The sequence below is a fragment of the Ottowia thiooxydans genome (assembly GCF_040548795.1).
Lineage (GTDB): Bacteria > Pseudomonadota > Gammaproteobacteria > Burkholderiales > Burkholderiaceae_C > Ottowia > Ottowia thiooxydans_A.
Window position 1 is genome coordinate 335831 of the sequence record NZ_JBEPSH010000004.1, and the last position, 22137, is coordinate 357967.

The following is a 22137-nucleotide window of genomic DNA, read 5'->3' on the forward strand; positions in this document are numbered from 1 at the left end:
CGGCGCATGCTCCAGCCTGTGTCGGCCACGCGGCTGCCAGCCATGAGCGCCCTTGAAGTCACCCCTATCGGCGAGACCTTCGGCACTCGCGTGCGCGGCGAGCAGCTTCAACAGCTCCGCGCCTATCCAGAAGATGTTCAAACCATCCAAAAGTTGCTCAGTCACCGCGGCGTGGTGGTGCTGTCTGGAGTGAGCATCAATGCCGAGCAGTTTGTAGATCTCGGTCAATTGTTTGGCGCCGTGAGACCCGCGCGCATTCAGGACAAATCCTTGTCCCCACCCGCGAGTGAGTACGTGTTTGTGGGACGGCGAACGGCCGACAACATCCCCACCCAGCTGACGCGTGCAGACGTAGCCCACATCTGGCATGTGGACTACAGCACGGCAGGTCCCATCCCCAAACTGGCCGCGCAATACACAGTGAATGTGAACCAGGGAGGAGGCTGGCTGAGCTTCACGGACATGCGAAAGGCCTACGCCAGCTTGCCTAGGGAAACTCAGGAAAAGCTGCGTGGCTTGGGCGCGGTCCATTACGAACACCCCGTGGGGGTCGATGTCGAGCCCCCGGGTCAGGCAGTCGCTCTGACTTGGCAAGAACGCCACAAGGGAGCCATCCATCCGCTCGTCATGAACGATGCGTCGGGCATTCCCATGCTCTGCCTGCCCGCCAGACCAGACAGCCCGGTTCAAGGCATGGATGAGAAACAAAGCGCAGAGTTCCTCCAACTTCTGTGGTCACACGCCCTGTCCCATGGTGAGCCATGGGAAATCGAACCCCAAACCGGCGACATCGTTATCTGGAACAACCACGCCATCGCTCATAAACGCTCGGAATGGCCATTGGAAAAAGAAAGACTTGTATGGTTTATCACGACCCACTGAACATGAAACCCCTCGTCCCTGCTGAAGACAAGCTTCCCGAAATGAACCGGAGAAAAGTCATGGGATGGATGGCCGCTGCGGGCACTTCCATGGCACTTCTGCCCGGAACCTCCCTTGCTCAAATGGGCGGCGAAGTCTTCACGCTGCTGGTGCCTTTCGCACCTGGTTCACCGCCGGACGTGTTCAGTCGCCTTTTTGCAGAAAAGCTGTCCAAGCGCATGGGTCGACCTGTGGTGGTGTCCCTCAAGCCTGGGGCAAGTACCACCATTGGCACGACGCTCGCAGCGCGCTCGAAACCGGATGGCCAGATGATGCTGTACGCCACTAACTCTTCCATCACGGCAGCGCCAGGTCTGTTCAAGAAGCTGCAGTACGACCCGGAAAAGGATTTTTCTGCGGTCACCGTCATGCTCGAATCTGTCTTCTGCATTCTGGTGCGCCCTGAAGACGCACGCCTCGGAGTGGAAGGCCTTGCCAAACGTATCCGTGCCAACCCGCCTGACAATGGAATGGGCGGCGGAAGCACGACGGCAGAAGTCGCCCACCGGCTCTTCGAGAAAGCCATCGGAGTGTCTTATCCCTATGCCCGGTACAACTCCAACTCGCTCTACACAGACCTCATGGGCAAGGTGCTCCATGCCGCCTGGTGCCCCATGAGCACGGCGCTGAACTTTGGCCAGAAGAACAATCTGCACATCATGGCGATCACAGGCGCCAAGCGCCTGCCCCAGTTCCCCAACATACCCACCATTGCAGAGACCTTCCCCGGTGTCGCCGTGGACAGCTGGAGCGGCTTCTTTGTTCCATCGGGCACACCACGTCCTCTGGTGGACAAACTTTGGGAAGATGTTCACGCCGTTTTGCTGGACCCAGAAATTGTGGAGCGGGGCAAATCCGAAGGCAATCGCGCGCTCAATCTCAACCCTCAGCAGTCAGACGAGTACGTGAAGAAAGACTTCCCGAAATGGCGCGCCCTGTTCAAGTCCGCGAACATCGAACCCGCTTGATAGCGGGCGAGAGGCACGTTTAGTGCCGAGCTCGAAGGACCTGCTCGGCCGCCAGACCTAACGCCAGGATCTCTCGGTCTCTGCCGCCCGCACCGGCCAGCATCAGGCCCACGGGTGGCTCACCCTGCGCGTGGCATGGCAATGAAAGCGCACAGCCATCCAGGAAGTTGATGAATGTGGGGTTGCGCAAGATGAGTCCATTGGCTGCAGCATAGGCCTCGTCGCTAGATTGCAGCTCAGCGATAGACGGGGCAATCACCGGCACGGTGGGCAAAAGCATCGCATCAAAGCCGGCAATGCGCGTCTCGACCTGGGAGATCCAGCGCTTGCGTGCCTGCATCAAGTCAATGTAATCGGCCGCACCCATCTTTTCCCCCGCACGGATGCGGCCACTCACGCGTGGATCGTATTCGGCGCCGCGTTCGGTCAGCAGCGTGCGGTGCCAGGCCCAGGCTTCTGCGTTGGCCAAGGTGCCGCGCGCGTGCAGGCGGGCCATCTCTGCAAATTGGGGAATGGCTATGCGCGTGATCAACGCGCCTGCAGACTGCAGCCTGGCACAGGCAGACTCGAACGCAGCCGCCACGACAGAGTCCATGCCATCAAGCACCACGGTCTCGGGCACGGCCAGCCTCGCACCCGATAGCGAGCGCGGCAAGAGCGCCGAGGCGGGTTCACCAGCCAGAATGGCATCGACCACCGCGCAGCACTGCACGCTGGCCGCCAGGGGACCAATGGAGTCCAAGGAAGTCGATAGCGGAACCGTGCCCTCCAGCGGTACGCGCCGCTGGGTGGGTTTGAAGCCCGTCAGACCGCACAGCGCTGAAGGAATGCGCACGGAGCCGCCCGTGTCAGAGCCAATGCCCACCACCGCCATCCGGTCCGTCACAGAAATTGCAGCGCCTGACGACGAACCGCCGGGAATGCGCCCCGTGGACCGATCCCAAGGGTTCTTGGGTGTTCCGTAGTGCGGGTTGAGTCCCAGGCCGGAGAACGCAAACTCCGTCATATTGGTGCGGCCAATGATCACCGCCCCCGCGGCCCGCAGGCGTTCGATCACGGGCGCACTTTGCTTGGCGGGCGCACTGCCGCGCAGCACAGCCGAACCTGCCGTCGTGACCTCCCCTGCCACATCGAGCAGATCCTTGATCGACACCGGCAAGCCTTCCAGCGGAGAGCGCACGATGCCTGCTGCACGCAGCAGATCGGACGCACGGGCAGCAGCCAGGGCGCGCTCCGGGCTCAATGCGACAAATGTTCGTGCACCCTCGCCTTGCGGATCGCTTGCGCGCGCTAAAACAGCTTCGGTCAACTGAACCGAAGTTGTCCGGCCGGCCGCCAGTTCTTTGGACAGCTGTTCGATGGTGGGCAGGTCAGTCATATATGTCTTATGGGGCGGCTCAATGAGGAAAAGCTATCTCAGCGCTGCAACTTGAACACCGCTGTGCTGGCGCGCACGTTGGGCAGCCAGCGCACTTCCTGCCCATTCTGCGAACCAAAGGCATCGAGAATTTTCAGGCCATTCTTGCGCGCCAGAACTTCGAAATCCTCGTACGTGCCCACCCGGATATTGGGCGTGTCATACCACTGGTAAGGCAAACGCCGCGTCACAGGCATGCGCCCACGCAGCACTTGCAACCGATTGGGCCAATGGGCAAAGTTGGGGAACGCCACAATGCCCATACGGCCCACGCGGACCGTTTCACGGAGCATGATTTCGGCATTACGCAAGTGCTGCAACGTGTCGATCTGCAACACCACGTCAAAGCTCTGGTCCTGAAAGGCCTTCAGACCCTGATGAAGATTGAGTTGCAGCACGTTCACGCCACGACGCACACAGGCCAGCACGTTCGCATCGTCGATCTCGATCCCATAGCCTGTGCACTTGCGCTCGCGCATCAGATGCTCGAGCAGCGCGCCATCGCCGCAACCCAGGTCAAGCACATGGGAGCCCTCTGGCACCAGTCGCGCAATGAGTTGATGAATACTGGCTTCGCTCATGCTTTCGCCCCGCTGGCAATGCTTTCAAAATAAGAGCGCACCAAACTCAGGTAACGAGGATCTTCCAGCAGGAAGGCGTCGTGGCCATGGGGTGCATCGATCTCGGCGTAGCTCACGGACCGGCGGTTCTCCAGCAAGGCCTTGACTATCTCGCGCGAGCGGGAGGGCGAAAACCGCCAGTCCGTCGTGAAGCTGGCCAAAAGGAACTTGGCCTGCGTCTGAGCGAGCGCTCTGGTCAGGTCACCGCCAAAGGCGCGCGCAGGATCAAAGTAGTCCAGCGCCCGTGTGATCAGCAGGTAAGTGTTGGCGTCAAAGTACTCGCTGAACTTGTCGCCCTGATAACGCAGGTAACTCTCGATCTGGAACTCCACGTCTTGCGTGGAGTACCGATAGCCGCTCGCGTTCTGGGTCACGACTTCTCGAAGTTCGCGCCCGAACTTTTCATTCATCACATCGTCGCTCAAATATGTGATGTGGCCAATCATGCGTGCAATACGCAAGCCGCGCTGGGGCACCACGCCATGACGGTAGAAGTGGCCGCCGTAGAACTCCGGGTCGGTCACGATGGCGCGGCGCGCAACCTCGTTGAACGCAATGTTTTCGGCTGACAGGTTGGGCGCACTGGCGATCACCACCGCATGGCGCACGCGGTCCGGGTATTGCAGCGTCCAGGACAAGGCTTGCATGCCTCCCAGGCTACCCCCCATCACGGCGGCCAGTTGCGTGATGCCCAGCTCGTCCAACAGGCGCGCCTGCGCGTCCACCCAATCTTCCACCGTCACCACCGGAAAATCAGCGCCATAGATCTGGCCTGTGTCCGGATTGACATGCATGGGGCCGGTGGAGCCGAAGCAAGAGCCCAGGTTGTTGACGCCAATCACGAAGAAGCGATCGGTATCCACAGGCTTGCCCGGGCCCACCATGTTGTCCCACCAGCCTTCGCTGCGCGGCTGGCCCTCGTAAACGCCCGCCACATGGTGTGAGGCATTGAGCGCGTGGCAGACAAGCACCGCGTTGCTCCGGTCCGCGTTCAGGCGGCCGTAGCATTCGTAGGTCAAATCGTAGCCGCGGATGGACGCGCCGCTTTGAAGAGGTAGCGGCACCTCGAAATGCATGGTTTGCGGTATGGCGATGAGCGACATGACAACAACAATAAAGGCCTCCCAACGCACCCCGTTTCGCGGGGTCCGCGGCTCCCTGAACGAGAGCACCGCTTTTTGGGAATGGCCCGGCAGCAACAAAAAAACCCGGTCCGCCAAAATCGAAACCGGGTTAGATGTGCAGGCTCGAATTTAGCGGAATTTATTAAGCGCCCGCAAGCAGAGGCAAATCGGCGCTATGTAAGCCAGTATAGCGCGAAGGCACACCAATGGCATGCCGCTGGAGAAGCTTCAGAATTGGCCTGACACCTCACAGCAGTTCCCACCTAGTCATGGAGACGGCTTACTTCGCGATCATCGTTTAACCTGGGTCGGAGAAAGTCCGTCTATCGCTGGTTTTAGCTTGCTGCTCTCGCAGGCCGTCCGCAAGCGTCAAAAGCAATGCAGCAGCGGCCAATCCACACGCCAACCATAGATTGCCAGCCAGACCCAATCCATCCGCGACCTGGCCACCCGTCCACGAACCCAATGCGATGCCGACATTAAACGCGCCTACATACAGTGCTGCTGCAATCTCAACAGCACGCGGCGCGGCTCTCATCATCCAGGTCATCAAACCCACTGACACACCGCCATAAGCCAGTCCCCATAGCAGCATGACCGCAGCACCGCCCATGTGAGACCCCCCAGCAGTCAAGAACAGCACCGGCGTCAGCAGCAACCCCAGCGATATCGCGGTCAAGGTCCGCGCTGTTGTGCGCGCCGCAACGATGCCTGCCAGGAAGTTGCCAACCATGCCCGCAATGCCGTAAGCGAACAGCATGGCGCCTATCCAGTAGGGATCGAATCCCGACACCGATATCAGCAACGGTCGCACGAAAGTGAAAGCCATGAAGTGGCTAGCCACCATCAGCAGCGTCAGAATCAGCCCGACTTGCAATTTGGGATTGCCGAGTTGCTCAAGGAACTGGCGTACGGTGGCTGAGCCAACAGCCGGCAGCGCAGGAATGACACCAAGATGAAGGGCCAGCACCAATCCACTGAACAATGCCATGCTGGCGAACGCCCAGCGCCATCCAGCGAATTCACCTATCAGCGCCCCGAGGGGTACGCCCAGCACGGATGCGGCCGCCACTCCGCCAAAGATGATGGATGTTGCCAGCCCGACCGCATGACCCGGAACCAGGCGCGCGGCCAGGCCACCAGCAATCGCCCATATGCCTCCCATGCAGAAGCCAACCAGTACTCGGGCCGAAAGCATCCAGCCCAGGCTTGGCGCCAATGCCGATGCGATGTTAGCGATCACCAGTAGCCCCAGCAATCCGCACAAAATCCGACGCCGATCCATGCCCCCGGACGCAATCACCACCAGCGGTGCAAATAGCGCCGCGAGCAACGCGGGCAGTGAAATCGTCAGGCTGGCGGTTCCGGCGGAAATGCCCAGCGTGTCGGCGATTGGAGTCAGCAGACCGACCGGGAGCATTTCCGTGGTCACGATAGAGAAAGTGGCAAGACCAACAGCCGTCACAGCGAGCCATGGACGTTCGGCGGAAGGCCCTTCGGAAGCATCTAAAGACATGCTCATCGCTTGATTCCTTGAAATGTTGAGACAGGGTGAGTCGGCGTCACGCGGCGCTCGATACCAGCGAGCCATGCCCTTGAAGGCGCTGATGTCCCCTTAACGCCACCAGCATCACCACCACCCCGGCATACAGCGCCACCGCGAATCCGGCCCGTGCGCCGCCGTCATCCACCAACCGGCCAGACGCCACCGCCCCCAGCGCCACGCCCACATTCAGTCCGGCCAGCAACCAAGTCATGCCTTCATTCAGCTGGTGCGACGGCACCAGGCGCTCTACCAGAGACATCGCCACGATCAAGGTGGGCGCAAAGAACAGCCCCGCGACCAGTACGGCTCCAACCAACGCGGGAACGCTGTTCACCAGCAGGAGGGGCAACGTGGTTGCCGCCGTCGCCACGCCTCCCATCAAAAGCAGCCGGTGCAGTGGCGTTTGCAGCTTGAGCGCGCCCAATAACAACCCGGACACACAGGACCCAGCGGCATAGGCCGCCAAGACCAGGCTGGCTGCAGCTGGTTGGCCCAGTTGTTCGGCAAAGGCCACACTGACGATGTCCACCGTGCCGACAATCACGCCCATTGCCAGCATCAGCAGTGCAAGCAGTTGCACGTTCGCCAGTCGAATCACCGATGCCTCCGCGCGGGCGCCTTTCGCTTCCACCGGAGGCTCAGTGCCATGCTGCAAGACCAGAGCCAAGACACCCAAGATCAGCAACAACGCCGCTGCCACCAGGCCAGCCTGCGGAAACACCGCCACGGAAAGCCCTAAAGACAGAGGCGGGCCGGCGATGAAGGTGACTTCATCGAGTACGGTTTCCAGCGAGTAGGCCGTCTGCAAGCGTGGCTGACCCCGGTAGAGTGTCGTCCAGCGCGCCCGCACCATCGCCGACATGCTGGGCATGAAGCCCGCCAGCATGGCACCAAAGAACAACGTCCAGTCCGGAGCCAACCGCCAGGAGCTTGCGAGTAAAAGCAACAGGCCGATGACGCTAATGGCCGTCGCGGCGGGTAGCACGCGTCTTTGTCCATGTCGATCCACCAGTCGGGATATCTGCGGCGATAACAGAGCGTAGGTCAGCACAAATGTGGCTGATACAGCCCCAGCCAGTGCAAAGCTGCCGCGCAGTTGGGACAGCAAGGTGATGATGCCGATGCCCGTCATCGGCAGCGGAATCCGCGCCAACAGGCCGGCTAAGGCAAACCCCCTGGTGCCGTGTGCTGCGAAAAGTTCTCGATAAGGGTTGACCATCTCATTCTCCGTGGGCGCCCACTTGTCATGACAAAGCGACGCGGCGAAAATACATTCACTCCGTATGAATAGCATCATATATTCATACGGAGTGTTTGTAAATAATCATGCGCCCCGTATGTAAGGAGAATTGAATGGTTCGCCGCACCCGTGCCGAGATGGAAGAAACCCGAGCCACATTGCTTGCGACCGCGCGCAGGGTATTTCGCGAGCGCGGCTACGCTGATACTTCGATGGACGACCTCACCGCACAGGCAGGCCTGACCCGTGGCGCGCTCTATCACCACTTCGGCGACAAAAAGGGCCTGCTGGCGGCGGCGGTGGAGCAGATCGATTCGGAGATGGATCTGCGCCTGCAGACCATCTCCGACAACGCCGAAGATGCTTGGGAAGGCTTTCGCAGCCGCTGTAGCGCCTACCTGAAGATGGCACTGGAGCCAGAAATTCAGCGCATCGTGCTGCGCGATGCCAGGGCTGTGCTGGGTGGCGCCTCACCCGAATCGCAACGCCATTGCATAGAGTCCATGCAGCGCCTGATCGAAAACCTTATGCAGCAAGACGTGGTGGCCGAGGCCGATCCGCAGGCATTGGCATCGCTGATCTACGGAAGCCTGGCCGAAGCGGCGCTCTGGGTCGCAGATGGTGAAGACGGCGATGCCCGTCTGGAGCGAGGCATGGCTGCTCTGAATCTGTTGCTGCGTGGGTTGTTGGTCAAGCCATAGCGTCACGCACACCATCACTGCAATCTGCTAGCCCACACGCCACGGCAACGGGCTGAGTTCCGCGACCACATCCGAGCCTGGCATTGCCAGGATGTTCGCATGGTCATCGTGCCACCGCTCGCATCAGAGTGTCTTCAGAGAGCATCCCGAAGGGCCCCATAATGGTGCATCCCTGATCCAATTAGAGGAAGACACAATGAACCCTGGTTTGCGCAAGTCCACGGCTGCACTCTTGTCCGGCATGGTCACGTGTTCACTACTTATGGCAGGCGCGTCCGCTTCAGCGCAGACTGCGGATACCTTTCCTACCAAGCCCGTGCGCATCATGTACCCCTTCTCACCGGGTGGGGGTATGGAGGTCGTTCTGCGCGTCATGGCCGAGGGCATGCAGAAATCCATGGGCCAGCCCGTGATTGTGGACAACCGGACCGGCGCGGGCGGTGCCATTGCAGCCAATGCCGCCGCCACGGCCCCCGCAGATGGCTACACCCTGTTTGTCGGCCCCGTGGGCATTGCGGCCATCACGCCGCATCTGCGCAAACTGCCCTACGACGCGCAAAAAGACCTGCTGCCCGTCGCCAAGTTGTCGGAGTTCTACCCGGCCTACACCATCTCCAACAATCTGCCGATCAAGAATCTGCAGGAGTTCATTGCGTACGCCAAGGCACACCCCGGAGAGATCAGCTACGCCACCTCTGGCGTGGGTTCTCAAGGGCATCTGGGCGGTGAGATCATGCAGAAGAACTGGGGCATCAAGATGACCCACGTGCCTTACAAGGGCGCGGCTGAAATCACCACAGACTTGATCGCCGGCCGGGTGAACATGAGCAGCGATGTGACCATGCTGCAGTACGCCAAACAGGGCAAGATGAAACTGCTGGCCACGCAATCGCCCCAACGTCTGGCGGATTTCCCGGATGTGCCGCTGGTGTCGGAAGCCGGTGTGCCTGACCCTGGAACCAGAGGCACTTGGTTTGGAGCGTTTGCGCCCAAGGGCACGCCTCAGGCCGTGATCGACCGACTGGCGGCCGAGTTCGAGAAAGCACTCAAGCAATCGGACGTCGCTGTGCGCATGACGCCCTATGCCATGGTGCCCGCCTTTGCTGGCCCGGCAGCGTTCCGCAAGCAATGGGAGCAGGACTATGAGCTTTATGGGCGGACCATTAAGGAACTTGGCTTGAAACTGGACTCCCCCTGAGTCGCTGACGCGCCTTCCCCCAAGGGGGGACGCAGCCAGCGGCCTGGCAAAGCCAGCTCCGCGGCTACTTCCGGATGGCCTGCTCCGCGGCCTTTGGAGTCTTTGGGTGCGTAGTTTTTCAGGGCTCAATGAAAGGGATTCGCTAGTGGCTCCCAACCTATCGAGAGATGGCTCGGCCGCTTGAACTCTTGAGACCTTGAAGATTCCGCTTCTTGGATTTTGGTTATGTGTGTCGCCAGTGGTGCGGCGTATCGATGAGGAATTGAGTTCATGATGGAAGTCCCTTCGCAAGCCTCCACGACATCTTCTCTGCAGGCCGTGCACACGGCTTTGAACCCACGAGGCATTGCGATTTTGGGTGCGTCTGATGATCTGGTGAAATGGGGCGGCAGCATGCTGAACCTGCTGCGCAAGTTCCATTGGGATGGGGCGATTTATCCGGTCAACCCTCGGGCCAGCGAGGTTCAGGGACTCAAGGCTTACGCTAGCGTGAGCGCCATCGGGCAGCCGGTGGATGTGGCGCTGATCGCAGTGCCCCAAGAGCGCACAGAGGCGGCGTTTGAGGATTGCGCTGCCGCGGGGGTCAAAGTGATCTTGATGGTCACGTCGCAGTTCGCTGAGAGCGGTCCGGAAGGTGCCCTGCTGCAAGACAAGCTGCTTGCCATTGCCAAGCGTGCAGGCATGCGCGTGATCGGCCCTAATTGCATGGGCTACTTTCACAGCCATGCGAGCATGAACTTGCTCAACTCTCAGGCGCTTATGCGCAATGACATTCTGGTCAAAGGAGAGATTGCGCTGATCAGCCAGAGCGGAGCGTTGGCTGGCGCCATGCTGGCCCGTGCCTACGATCTGGGTACAGGCTTTTCCATCTGCGTCTCGCTTGGCAATCAAGCCGACCTGGAAGTCTCGGATTTCCTTGAATACGCCATCGAAGACGAGCGCTCGAAAGTCATTGCCCTGTATGTGGAAGGCATCCGGGACGGCACGCGTTTTCTGGCGCTTTTGCGACGCGCACGCGCGGCTGGCAAACCGGTACTGATCGTGAAAGCGGGGCGCACGGCGCTGGGCCAAAAGGCGGTGCAGTCGCATACTGCCAGTTTGGCGGGCGAATACCGGGTCTTCGAATCTGTGGTGCGCGCTGCGGGGGCCGTTCTGGTCGACGATTTTCTGGAGCTGATTGCGCAGGCCGCAGCCTGGACTCGTCTGCCTGCGCCCAGTGGCCCACAGGTCGCGGTGCTCTCAGGCTCCGGAGGTGGCGGCGCAGTGGCCAGCGATCTGGTGGGAGAAACGGGCTTGCAGGCCGCCACGCTGGGCCCCGCGACCATTCAAAGCCTGCTGCCGCTGATGCCGGAGTCAGGAGCCCGCCTGCCCTTTGACCTGGGCGCCATCCCCGGTCCTATGCGCGCCAGTGATCCCGAATGGCTGCGCAAGGTTCTCGAGACCATGCTGACCGACCCCGATGTGGGCGCAGGACTTTTCCTCATGACCACCATGCCTGAGATGGTGCAGGCAGCGGACACCGTCGTTCAGATCAACCGGCAAGGACGCAAGCCAGTGGCTTTTGTCAACGCGGCGGGCAGCGCCGGCGCGCAGGCGGGTGCGCGCCTGAAGGAGGCCGGCCTGGTCAACTTCGCCAACATCAAGGAGGCACTGGGTTATCTACGCAACCGCCTTGCCTGGCAGACATGGCCATCGTCAGAAGGCGCATCGGGTGGCGCCAACGTGGCTGCTGGCGTAGAGCAAATCGCCACCACGCTGTCTCCCGGCTTGGTCACGGAACACGACACCAAGCGCTTGCTGGCCGCAGCAGGCATTCCCGTGACGCGCGGCGAAGTCGCCACCAGCGAAGAGCACGCTGTGCGGGTTGCACGCGACATTGGCTACCCTGTGGTGATGAAACTGGTCTCGGCCCAGATATCGCACAAGAGCGATGTGGGCGGTGTGGTGCTGGGTGTGGCCGACGACGAGTCCGTGCGTCGCAACTTTCAAACTTTGCAGCACGCCACTTTGACGGTCGCAGGCGCGGTGTTCGAAGGCGCTCTGGTCCAGCAGCAGGCGCGTGCCGATGCCGAAGTACTGATAGGCACCAAGTGGGATGCGCAATATGGCCCCATGCTCATGATCGGTATCGGCGGCACTCTGGTCGAACTTCTGCAGGACACAGCTTTGTTGCCTGCTGGGGCAGACGCCAATTCCATTGAGCGCGCAATCAAGGGTCTGCGCCTGTTTCCGCTGCTGGATGGTTACCGCGGCAAACCCAAGGCGAATCTGGGCGCGCTGGTAGATATAGCGCAACGCTTTGGGCGCATGGCGACTCAATTGGGCGAGCGCCTGGCAGAGTGCGAGGCCAATCCAGTGATGGTGAGCGGTGATCAGCTCATCGTTGCCGACGCCCGGGCTGTGTGGCAGCCAGAGGCGAACACGCAGCCTGCCTGACGCCTTGCCCAGCCAAACCTCCGCACCGCCCCTCATCCCCTCCAACATAGTATTCACAGACATGAACGCACCCGTCACCTACGAAGTCCAAGGCCATATCGCGCTCATTACATTGCGTCGCCCAGATCGCCGCAACGCCTTGAACACCCAAATGAGTTCGCTTCTCAGTGAGTACTGGCATCGCTTCGCCAATGGTCCTGAGCGCGTAGCCCTGCTGTCAGCGGAGGGCGATCACTTTTGCGCTGGCGTGGACGTGACGGATGCATCCAAGGAAGCCTGGCGAGGCGTGCCCAACGTGGGCGCCAAGATCGACAAACCGCTTATCAGTGCGGTGCAGGGCTGGGCGGTCGGTGCGGGCTTTACGCTGACCATGATGAGCGATCTGTGTGTGGTGGATGAAACAGCCCAATTCATGTTCCCGGAGGCCAAGCTAGGCTTGTTTGGCGGCATCACTGCCAGCTTGGTCTCACGCATCCCGCACAAGGTCGCTGTCGAATTCCTCATGTTGGGCGAACCGCTGAAAGCCCAACGCGCGTATGACGTCGGCCTGGTCAATCGGGTGACCGAAAAGGGCAAGGCCTACGAAACCGCGCTGGAAATGGCCAAGCGCCTGGCCGACGCCGCGCCGCTGGTTCTGCAAACCATCAAACGCGCAACACTGGAGACCTTGCCTAAGTCGCCCGCCGAGCTGGCCTACCCCCAAATGGGCTACTTAACCGAAATAGCCCAAAGTGAGGACTTCAAGGAAGGTGTGGCTGCTTTCAAGGAAAAACGCAAGGCTGAATTCAAGGGTTACTAGGGCACGTTGACCCTAGCAAATGAAGTGCTCAAGCCCTCCGGGAAAACCCGCAAATCAGCCCGTATACAAATAACCCTACCATCTAGTATGAATTAAAAGGCTTGCTTGACTTTCCCGATTCTGACGCATAATTCATGAGCGTCTATTTTCTACGGGCGCGTAGTTTGCGGTGAAAAGGTCAGTGTCGCTTCCCCCTCGGTGTTTTTTGCCAGGTCTGATTGAAGGCGTTTTGCGGACTCCATCGCTTTTTAATCGTTATTGAGGAGTCCCTTTAATGGGCAATAAACTTTACGTCGGCAATCTTCCTTACTCGGTGCGCGACGGTGATCTGGAACAGGCGTTCGGCCAATTCGGCGCGGTTACCAGCGCCAAGGTGATGATGGAGCGCGACACCGGTCGCTCGAAAGGCTTCGGCTTTGTCGAGATGGCAAGTGACCCAGAAGCGCAAGCCGCTATCAACGGCATGAACGGTCAACCTTTGGGTGGCCGTAATGTAGTCGTGAATGAAGCACGTCCAATGGAAGCCCGCCCACCCCGTTCCGGTGGTGGTGGCTACGGCGGCGGCGGTGGCGGCTACGGTGGTGGTGGCGGCGGCGGCTACGGTGGTGGTGGCGGCGGTGGCGGCTACGGCGGTGGCGGTGGCGGCGGTCGTCGTGAAGGCGGCGGCGGTGGCTACGGCGGCGGCGGTCGTGAAGGCGGCGGCGGTGGCTACGGCGGCGGTGGCCGTGAAGGCGGCGGTGGTGGCTACGGCGGTGGTCGTCGTGAAGGCGGCGGCGGCGGCGACGGTGGTTTCCGTAGCCCCTACGGCTCCGGTCCTCGTGGCGGCGGTGGCCGTCGTGACGGTGGTGGCGGCGGCTACGGCGGCGGCGACGACTATTGATCTGATTCGCTACTGCGCCGGGTATCCTGGCGCTTCGCAATCAAAAAAAGGCTCCTCTGGAGCCTTTTTTTATGTTCTTGTGATTCCCGATTCACCAATTCACGATTCAGGAGTGCAGACCATTCGCTTCACTGCGCCAGGGGCTGCGGCAGGCTCTGAGTCGCTAACTCAGGTGCGTTAGAACTTTCTTAGTCCCAGATAGGGGCCAAGCCTTCCGGGCTGACTTCGCGACCGTTGCGCTCAAGCAGTGCCATCCTGGACATGTCGTCAGCGTCCAGCCGCAGATCACGGGCCAGCAAATTGCTGGCCAGGTTTTCCCGTTTGGTAGAGGACGGAATCACCGCATAGCCCAGTTGCAGCGCCCAGGCCAGCGCAACCTGAGCGACCGTGGCCTGGTGCTTGTCGGCAATCTGTGCCAGCACGGAATCTCCCAGCACCTTTCCATAGGCCAGAGTCATGTACGACGTGACTTTGATCTCCTGTTGCTTCAGAAAAGCTGTCAGCTTGCTGTTCTGAAGGTAGGGGCTGAGTTCGATCTGGTTAGTGGCGATCTCACCTTTTCCAACCACATCAATCGCTTGCTTCGTTAGTTCAATGTTGAAGTTGGAAATACCAATCTGGCGAGTCAAGCCCTGTGCCTTGGCCTCTGCCAACGCGGCCATGTATTCGGCCAATTGAACGCTGTGGCCAGGTGCCGGCCAATGGATGAGGGTCAGGTCCACGTAGTCCGTGCGCAGCTTCTTCAGGCTCTCGTGCAGGCTGGGAGCCAGTTTGTCTTTAGCGTAGTGGTCAGTCCAGATTTTGGTCGTCACGAACAGATCGGAACGCGGAACGCCACTCTCGCTGATAGCCTGGCCAACTTCAGCTTCATTGCCGTAAATTTGCGCGGTATCGACTGCGCGGTAACCCAGTTCCAGCGCACTGCGCACTGAGTCAATGACGGCCTGACCGGTGAGGCGGAAGGTGCCGACGCCGAAAGAAGGAATACTCATGAATAACTCCTGGAAAATTTGAAAGACCAATAGGAACGAATAACGCTGGTCTCATCCGATCAGGCAGGCGACGCCGCAATCCGGCAGCGGCCAACGACGGCGCACAGGCCAAGGCTGGATTTGATCCGCGCCAGATGCCCCAGGCCAGCACCGCCCGTCAGGACGAGCTTGAACACTGAAAATAGGGAGGTTCGCGGCGTGCTCGCCGGACTTGAGTGAGTACGAGCCGCAAGATGGCGGGACATCCAGAACCTTGAACAGCCCCCAGCGATGGCTCGTAGTTTGCAGGGTTTATCTTTGCAGATAAAGCCTTGCATGCGTCATATTTATTTGATTTGAAATCAATAATAAAGCCGGCGCCAGAAGAAGTGAACCGTCTTGGCAGTGAAAGGGCGCGTGCGCAGCAGCGCGGCAAACCAAGCTCGCGTCATTTAGGTTCAAGCGCGCCGGTAAACTGCGCGCGGATAATTATTAGAATTATTTATTTAATTTTATAGATAGTAAAATTAAATATAAATCTAATGTACTAATTACTTCTTCTAGTCTTACGAGGGCGACCCGCCAGCAGGCGGTCATATACTGTGTTCGGAAGCACGCGCAATATTTTGGCCACCACGCCCATTTGCCATGGAATAACTCGGTAGCTGGAGCCCGCTTCAATGGCTTGGAAAGCGCGGTCCGCAAATGCATCTGCCTGCATCAAAAACGGCATTCCATAGCGGTTGGCACGGGTGAGCGGGGTGTCGATATAGCCCGGCACGATGGTCACCACCTGAACTCCGCTGCCGCGCATTTCACCCCGAAGGCTTTCACAGTAGCTGACGACGCCTGCCTTGCTCGCACAGTAGGCGCCATGCCCAGGCAATCCGCGGATGGACGCCACACTCGCAATGCCTACCAATGCGCCGCTGCCACGCGCACGCATGGGTTCGACGAACGGGTGAAAGGTGGCCGCCATCCCGGTGTTGTTGGTGGCAAACGTCTGCGCCATGACGTCAATATCGGACCGCTCGGCAGTGTCCATGCCCACACTGATCCCGGCGTTGGCAATCACCACGTCGGGAACGCCTTGCTCGGTCAGGCAAACGTGGCCTGTGGCCACAATGCTGTCCACTTGCGCCACATCTGCGCCGTACACCCGCCAGCGGTCTGCTGGCCAGCCTTGCGCCACCGCCCACGCTGTCAATTCGGCCTCTCGGCGAGCCACCAGGGCCAGGCGCCAGCCTGCGGCATAGTAGCGCTGAGCCAAGGCCTGTCCAATGCCGCTGGAAGCACCTGTAATCAATGCAAGGCGGCTCATCGGGGCGCTGCTTTCATCTGAATTACACCCTTGACCCGGCCCGTCAAGTTGACCACGCCGGTCCCATTGTCGTAGTCGAACTTATCGCCGGTGAAACGGTCCTGTCCGCGCAGCAATTCCACCGGCTTGTCGGAGCTGACACGATCATCGTTGATGAAAGCGTGCAAATACTCGCCTCGGAACTCCAGGCGCGGAAGCTTCTCGCCTCCGGGGACTGCCGCCTCCTCACGCACCACCTTGGCGTCACCGAAAAGCTGGACTTCTGAACCATCGCCCTTGGAGACGCCACGCTGCGCTGTTGCGACGGTCAAACGACCTTGTTCATCGAAGGAACGCATGCGGGGAGTTTGCACCTCCAGGGTGTCCGTGTCAGGGTAGTGGTGACCTTCCACGCCAAACATCTCTGATTGCAGTCTGCCGGTGGGGTCGAAACTCCGCACGGAAAAATCACGCATGAAGTAGTCCGCCTGGTGTCGGGCTGGCCGATCCGTCTCGGTAGAAGGCATGCGTGGCGCGTTGCGCACCAGCCACCAGGTGCCCAAGGCGAACGCCGCCATCAGCAGTACCGGCAACCAGGTAAAAAAATGGTCTCGCCCGCGGCTCAATAAACTCGATGCCTTCATGGGCTGGCCTCCAGATGCGCTTGCAAAAGCGCACGGTAGTGGCCACCGGCCACCAGCAGCAGATCGCAAAACTCGCGCGCCGCCCCTTCACCGCCCCGTGCGGTGGTGACGTAGTGGGCCAGGGCCCGCGCCTCCACATGCGCATCGGGCGTGGAGCAGGCAAAGGCGGCCCGCTGCATCACCGGCAGGTCGGGCCAGTCATCGCCGATGGCGGCCACGTGCGCCCAATCTTGACCCAACTCCGTCAAAATGTCCTGAGCAGCTGGCACCTTGGCTTCTGTGCCCAGACGCATATGGGTAAGCCCCAGCGCTGCCAACCGGTTGCGCAGGGGCGGGGAATCCCGGCCTGAGATCACCACCGGTGTGATGCCGGCCCGCGCCAGCAGTTTCAAGCCGTGGCCGTCCAGGGTATTGAAGCGCTTGAGCACCTCACCTTCCCCTGAGAAATATAGACCGCCGTCGGTGAGAACGCCGTCGACGTCAAAAATGGCCACGCGCACGCCCTGGGCGCGAAGCAGCAGTTCAGGCGGGAAGGAAAGCGCTGGAGAACTCACTTGAGTCATATGACCTTCGCCCGCATCAAATCGTTGCTACTGAGAGCGCCGCATAACTGGCCCTCATCATCGAGCACCAGCAGCACGGTGACGCGGTTTTTTTCCATCATCTCGGCCGCCTCGGCAGCCAATGCACCTTGGCTGATGGAACGCGGACCCACTCGCATCACATCTTTCGCAGTCAGCGTCCGAAGGTCTTGCCCGGTCTCTACCAGTCGGCGCAGATCGCCATCTGTAAAAATACCCAGTACCTTGTCTTGAGCATCAACGACCGCAGCAGCCCCCAGGCCCTTGCTGGAAATCTCTCGCATCAATTCGCTGAAAGTCGCCTCCGGCGCTATGCGGGGCACGTCCTGGCCACTGCGCATGACGTCAACCACCCGGGTAAGCAATCGCCGGCCCAGCGCGCCGCCGGGGTGCGACCGCGCGAAATCTTCCGCCTGGAAGCCTCGTGCATCCAACAGCGCCACTGCCAATGCATCGCCCAGCGCCAGCTGAGCGGTGGTGCTGGCGGTAGGGGCCAGATTCAGGGGGCAGGCTTCTTTCTCGACGGCGCTCATCAGCACGATGTCGGCATGGCGCGCCATGGTGGAGCGCGCATCACCAGTGATGGCCACGAGCGGAGCACCCAGGCGCTTGACCAGAGGCAGGATGGACGTGAGCTCCGCACTTTCTCCACTGTTGGAGATTGCCAACACGACGTCTCCTGCCTGAATCATCCCCAGATCGCCATGGCTGGCTTCTGCGGGATGCACAAACATCGAAGGCGTGCCAGTAGAGGCGAGCGTGGCCGTGATCTTGCGGCCCACGTGGCCGCTTTTGCCCATGCCCATCACCACCACCCGACCAGTGGCCTGCAAAATCAGTTGCACGGCGCGCGAGAAACCTTCGTCGAGCTGGCGCTTGAGGCCCAGCACGGCTTCGGCTTCAATATCTAGCGTCTCATGCGCGAGGCGCAGAGCTTGGGCGGGATCGAAAGGCATTGAGGGATTTTATAGATCGGGCCGGTAGGGCGTGCCGAGTACGTGTTTACGATCTATTTCAGGTTCATGGGCGGCAGGGTTACAGACCGCTGCAATCACGCAATAGATGGCAACCTCTCTCTTCGAGAGCGCAATTCCTCGTTTAGTATGAAGTATGGGCTCTCTGGAACTTGCGCTGATCTACCTGCTGGCCGCTGTGCTGGGGGTGGCGGCCTGCCGCATGCTCAAGCTGCCTGCCATTTTGGGCTATCTGGTGGTGGGGGTGCTGATCGAGCCGCACACACTGGGCCTGGCTTTCGGACAAGACTCGGAAAGCGTCAAACACCTGGCTGAATACGGCGTGGTGTTTCTCATGTTTGTCATCGGGCTGGAGTTCAACCTGCCCAAACTGCGTGCCATGCGCCAGCACGTCTTCGGCCTCGGCCTGGCCCAGGTCGCCCTGACCATGGCACTGGTCACTTTCGGCTCCATGTTCCTGGCCAGCCTGGCTCCGGCTCACTGGCACATGGATTGGCGGACAGCGCTGGCACTTTCGGGCGCCATGGCCATGAGCAGCACGGCGATCGTCGTCAAGATGCTGTCTGACCGACTGGAGCTGGAATCCGAACACGGCCAGCGCGTGATGGGTGTTCTGCTGCTGCAGGATCTGGCCGTGGTGCCGCTTCTCGTGCTGATACCCGCCCTGGGCTCCAATCCGGAACAGCTGTTCGGCGCGTTGGCGCTGGCGGGTGTCAAGGCGGTCTTGCTGATTTCCTTGCTACTGGTCGGGGGCCAGCGGGTGATGCGCTGGTGGCTCACCCTGGTGGCGCGCCGGCGCAGTGAAGAGCTTTTCATGCTCAACCTGTTGCTCATGACGCTGGGCCTGGCTTGGCTGACCGAGCAGGCCGGGCTTTCACTGGCTCTGGGCGCATTTATTTGCGGCGTGTTGATTTCCGAGACGGAATTCAAATACCAGGTGGAATCCCAGATCCGGCCATTCCACGATGTGCTGCTGGGCCTGTTTTTTATCACCATCGGCATGCTGCTGGACTGGCGGCTGATCCTGCTGCAATGGCCCATTGTGCTGACACTGATGGTTTTTCCGGTGCTCTTCAAACTGGCGTTGGTGGCGGGGCTTGCAAAGTGGTTTGGAGCCAGCGCAGGGGTGGCCCTGCGCACTGGGCTGTATCTGGCCCAGGCCGGGGAGTTCGGCTTTGTGCTGCTCACGCTCAGCCGCCGCGAGAACCTTGTGGCCGCTGAGCTCTTCAACCCGGTGCTGGCCGCCATGGTGCTGTCCATGCTGGCCACGCCCTTCATCATCATGGCCAGCAACCGCATTGTCATGCGGCTGGTTGCCAGTGAATGGCTGCAGCAATCCGTACAGATGACCAACATTGCGCGGCAGTCCATCAACACCACCGAGCACGTCATCATCTGTGGCTATGGCCGTTCGGGCCAGAACCTGGCGCGCTTGCTTGAGCAGGAAAACATCGCCTACATGGCGCTCGATCTGGACCCTGATCGCGTACGCCAGGCAGCTGCGGCCGGAGACTCCGTGGCCTTTGGTGACGCGGCGCGGTCTCAGGCGCTCATCGCCGCTGGGCTAGGGCGCGCAAGCGCCGTCGTACTCACTTTTCTGGATCAACACATCGTCCTGAAGGCGCTTGCCACCATTCGGGAACTCGCCCCTCAAGTACCTGTGATCGTGCGGACCTACAGCGACCGTGATCTGGACACACTCAGAGCCGCTGGTGCCACCGAAGTGGTGCCCGAAGCCATAGAAGGATCTCTGATGCTGGCCAGCCACGCGCTGGCTTTGGTGGGCGTTCCCATGCGCCGTGTGATCCGCATCGTGCGCGATCAGCGCGACGCGCGCTACCGCCTGCTGCGCGGCTACTTCCATGGCAGCGATGATGTCAGCGAAGACGAACTGCAGGAAGAGCGCCTGATGACGGTGACGCTGCCACCAGAGACTTCCCCAGGCAGAAAACTCAACGAAGTGCTGGCCGGCATAGAAGCCCTCAGCGTGGTGAGCCTGCGCCGCCAAGGGCATTCGCTCACCACCATCACCGAGGACATGGAGCTTGACCCCGGCGATACCTTGCTGCTGTCAGGTAAAGCTGAGGCCTTGGCCACTGCCGAGCGTGCGCTGACACGCTGACGCGCCCTGATGCGGAATGTGCTCAAGCGATACCCCTCGGGCTGATTGAGTCAAAGAACTAAAACCGTTCGGGCGCATTCTGTCGAGGAACCAAAACCCGCTCGGGCCGATTTAGTCGAAGACCCAAACCCCGTTCGGGCTGAGCCTGTCGAAGCCTTACACAGCGCTTCAAACCCTTCTCACATTTCAAGCGCATTTTCAGAGCGAGAAGCCGTGCACAATGAACACCATGAGCACGTCCTTTTCTATCTCCACCTACCTTCGCGAACACATCCGCACCGTTCCCGACTGGCCGGCGCCGGGCGTGCAGTTTCGTGACATCACGCCTTTGCTGCAGGACCCTGAAGTTTTTCGCACGCTGATCAAAGCCTTCGTCGACCGTTATCAAAGCCCCGAACGCCGCCCAGACGTGGTGGCCGGGCTCGATGCGCGCGGCTTCATCATCGGCGCGGTGGTGGCGTATGAGCTGAAGGTGGGATTTGTGCCGGTGCGCAAAAAAGGCAAGCTTCCGTTCACCACGGTCCAGGAAACCTACGAACTCGAATACGGCAGCGCGACCGTCGAGTTGCATACCGATGCAGTCAAGCCTGGTGACCGCGTGCTCCTGATCGACGATCTTATTGCGACGGGTGGCACCATGATGGCTGGAAAGAGGCTGCTCGAAAAACTAGGCGCCACTGTCCTGGAAGGCGCTGCCATAGTTGACCTACCGGAGCTCGGAGGTTCTCAAAGGCTAAAGGAATCGGGGTTGGCACTTCATACGCTGGTGGATTTCGAAGGGCACTGACTTCAGCGCTCTGGCTGTTTTCCTGGGAGCGCCACTGCTTCCAACACGCGCACCGACGAAGCTAAAGTTCCGCCCAAACAAACCGCCCCTGGTTCCGGCTGTTCCCCCTGGGAGCGCCAAGCTCCAGCTTGGCATTGCAGCGCTGACGGTACCCCCCGAATTGCCAAGCTCCAGCTTGGCATTGCAGCGTTAGCAATGGGCGCATAAGCGATTCACAGCCTCATTCTCCATGCGCTAGACCAACGCCATTCCGAAGAGGTCTTCACGAGCCCTGCCTTGACGGGGTTTTCATGAACGTAATCAACGACTGCTCTGAAATGAGCCTCATCACGAATGTATCGGTCCCAGTAATCTCGCATCCACAAATGCGAACCTGGAATCTGCAAGCCAAGGGCCTCTCGACTGGCCATGACCCTTCGGCTCGAGAACGACTTCCATGACTGGACTATCCGTCCCAGATCAGCGTTTGGCTCTATCAATGCGTGCACGTGATTGGGCATGATGCACCAAGACACCAGTCGATAGCGGTCCCCATCGAAATGCAGCAATGCGTTTTCGACTATTTCCGCCACCGTTGGATGCTTGAGAGCACAACAGCCCCACCCCGAATCCAGCCAATGCTCGATCTGCCTCCGGCGAGCCAGATCTCTCTGCCTTTCACAGCTGCCTGTGGGCTCTATGTCCAGTTCTCGCAAAACCTCTTGCGGCAAGGAATCCGCGAGCCGAAAAGTGACCGACTGCAATAGGCCAGGCACATCCAGATGAGGCATATAACCCCGCGAATTCCACCCTTTGGAGTCTCCCGAATTCATCTTCGTGTCAGGGGTTCCATTTATTGCTACGCAGGAGATTGGTGGTCCCATCGAGTACTTCAGGCAAAACTGCAAAAGCAGCGGATTATCCGGACT

The 22137-nt window shown here is 60.2% G+C and carries 20 protein-coding genes; 9 read left to right on the forward strand and 11 right to left on the reverse strand.

Features of this window, described 5'->3' with window-relative positions:
• Positions 1-6: 6 nt before the first annotated feature.
• Together ABIE13_RS11125 and ABIE13_RS11130 are read left to right on the forward strand one after the other, a co-directional pair.
• Complete coding sequence (locus tag ABIE13_RS11125) at positions 7-882, forward strand: TauD/TfdA dioxygenase family protein (protein ID WP_354443322.1); 876 nt, start codon at positions 7-9, stop codon at positions 880-882.
• A 2-nt stretch (positions 883-884) separates the two neighbouring features.
• Complete coding sequence (locus ABIE13_RS11130) at positions 885-1889, forward strand: Bug family tripartite tricarboxylate transporter substrate binding protein (RefSeq protein WP_354443324.1); 1005 nt, start codon at positions 885-887, stop codon at positions 1887-1889.
• Positions 1890-1908: 19 nt separating this feature from the next.
• Here the strand turns inward: ABIE13_RS11130 and ABIE13_RS11135 are convergent, their stop codons facing one another.
• From ABIE13_RS11135 to ABIE13_RS11155, 5 genes are all read right to left on the reverse strand, one after another.
• On the reverse strand, positions 1909-3267 hold the full coding sequence (locus tag ABIE13_RS11135; RefSeq protein WP_354443326.1) for an amidase: 1359 nt from the start codon (positions 3265-3267) through the stop codon (positions 1909-1911).
• Between the two features lie 38 nt (positions 3268-3305).
• Positions 3306-3887: a methionine biosynthesis protein MetW gene (metW, locus tag ABIE13_RS11140; protein ID WP_354443328.1), complete on the reverse strand. Its 582-nt coding sequence runs from the start codon at positions 3885-3887 to the stop codon at positions 3306-3308.
• Complete coding sequence (gene metX / locus ABIE13_RS11145) at positions 3884-5029, reverse strand: homoserine O-succinyltransferase MetX (protein WP_354443330.1); 1146 nt, start codon at positions 5027-5029, stop codon at positions 3884-3886. Before metX ends, metW begins: the two co-directional genes overlap by 4 nt.
• A 319-nt stretch (positions 5030-5348) precedes the next feature.
• Positions 5349-6572 (reverse strand): MFS transporter, encoded by a 1224-nt coding sequence (locus ABIE13_RS11150; protein ID WP_354443332.1) that lies wholly within the window; start codon positions 6570-6572, stop codon positions 5349-5351.
• A 40-nt stretch (positions 6573-6612) separates the two neighbouring features.
• The gene (locus ABIE13_RS11155) at positions 6613-7815 is read right to left on the reverse strand and encodes an MFS transporter (protein WP_354443334.1); all 1203 of its coding nucleotides are present in this window, start codon (positions 7813-7815) and stop codon (positions 6613-6615) included.
• 134 nt (positions 7816-7949) lie between these two features.
• Here ABIE13_RS11155 and ABIE13_RS11160 point away from each other — a divergent pair, with 134 nt between their 5' ends.
• The 5 genes from ABIE13_RS11160 to ABIE13_RS11180 all read left to right on the forward strand — a co-directional run bounded on the left by ABIE13_RS11160 (position 7950) and on the right by ABIE13_RS11180 (position 13850).
• Complete coding sequence (locus ABIE13_RS11160; RefSeq protein ID WP_354443336.1) at positions 7950-8537, forward strand: TetR/AcrR family transcriptional regulator; 588 nt, start codon at positions 7950-7952, stop codon at positions 8535-8537.
• 196 nt (positions 8538-8733) lie between these two features.
• Complete coding sequence (locus ABIE13_RS11165) at positions 8734-9735, forward strand: Bug family tripartite tricarboxylate transporter substrate binding protein (protein ID WP_354443338.1); 1002 nt, start codon at positions 8734-8736, stop codon at positions 9733-9735.
• Between the two features lie 270 nt (positions 9736-10005).
• Positions 10006-12171, forward strand: a complete 2166-nt coding sequence (locus ABIE13_RS11170; RefSeq protein ID WP_354443340.1) for an acetate--CoA ligase family protein — start codon at positions 10006-10008, stop codon at positions 12169-12171.
• Between the two features lie 61 nt (positions 12172-12232).
• The gene (locus ABIE13_RS11175; RefSeq protein WP_354443342.1) at positions 12233-12970 is read left to right on the forward strand and encodes an enoyl-CoA hydratase/isomerase family protein; all 738 of its coding nucleotides are present in this window, start codon (positions 12233-12235) and stop codon (positions 12968-12970) included.
• Between the two features lie 274 nt (positions 12971-13244).
• Positions 13245-13850 carry an RNA recognition motif domain-containing protein gene (locus ABIE13_RS11180; RefSeq protein ID WP_354443344.1) on the forward strand — a complete coding sequence of 202 codons (606 nt, stop codon included), beginning with the start codon at positions 13245-13247 and terminating at the stop codon, positions 13848-13850.
• A 188-nt stretch (positions 13851-14038) separates the two neighbouring features.
• On the opposite strand, the gene dkgB is transcribed toward ABIE13_RS11180, so the two are convergent.
• The 5 genes from dkgB to ABIE13_RS11205 all read right to left on the reverse strand — a co-directional run bounded on the left by dkgB (position 14039) and on the right by ABIE13_RS11205 (position 18302).
• Entirely contained in the window at positions 14039-14842 is an 804-nt protein-coding gene (gene dkgB, locus ABIE13_RS11185) for a 2,5-didehydrogluconate reductase DkgB (protein WP_354443346.1), read from the reverse strand.
• Positions 14843-15368: 526 nt separating this feature from the next.
• Positions 15369-16142, reverse strand: coding sequence for an SDR family oxidoreductase (locus ABIE13_RS11190; RefSeq protein ID WP_354443348.1), 774 nt, complete (start codon positions 16140-16142; stop codon positions 15369-15371).
• Entirely contained in the window at positions 16139-16765 is a 627-nt protein-coding gene (gene lptC / locus ABIE13_RS11195) for an LPS export ABC transporter periplasmic protein LptC (RefSeq protein ID WP_354443350.1), read from the reverse strand. Before lptC ends, ABIE13_RS11190 begins: the two co-directional genes overlap by 4 nt.
• Positions 16762-17328, reverse strand: a complete 567-nt coding sequence (locus tag ABIE13_RS11200) for a KdsC family phosphatase (RefSeq protein WP_354443352.1) — start codon at positions 17326-17328, stop codon at positions 16762-16764. Before ABIE13_RS11200 ends, lptC begins: the two co-directional genes overlap by 4 nt.
• A complete protein-coding gene (locus ABIE13_RS11205; RefSeq protein WP_354443354.1) occupies positions 17325-18302 on the reverse strand; it encodes a KpsF/GutQ family sugar-phosphate isomerase in 978 nt (325 codons plus the stop codon). The genes ABIE13_RS11200 and ABIE13_RS11205 overlap by 4 nt, the downstream gene beginning before the upstream one ends.
• Before the next feature lie 154 nt (positions 18303-18456).
• On the opposite strand from ABIE13_RS11205, the gene ABIE13_RS11210 reads away from it, so the two are divergent.
• Positions 18457-20442, forward strand: coding sequence for a cation:proton antiporter domain-containing protein (locus ABIE13_RS11210; RefSeq protein ID WP_354443356.1), 1986 nt, complete (start codon positions 18457-18459; stop codon positions 20440-20442).
• 229 nt (positions 20443-20671) lie between these two features.
• The gene (locus ABIE13_RS11215; RefSeq protein WP_354443358.1) at positions 20672-21229 is read left to right on the forward strand and encodes an adenine phosphoribosyltransferase; all 558 of its coding nucleotides are present in this window, start codon (positions 20672-20674) and stop codon (positions 21227-21229) included.
• A gap of 212 nt (positions 21230-21441) precedes the next feature.
• Here ABIE13_RS11215 and ABIE13_RS11220 read toward each other — a convergent pair whose 3' ends face one another.
• Complete coding sequence (locus tag ABIE13_RS11220; RefSeq protein WP_354443360.1) at positions 21442-22041, reverse strand: REP-associated tyrosine transposase; 600 nt, start codon at positions 22039-22041, stop codon at positions 21442-21444.
• Positions 22042-22137: the final 96 nt, after the last annotated feature.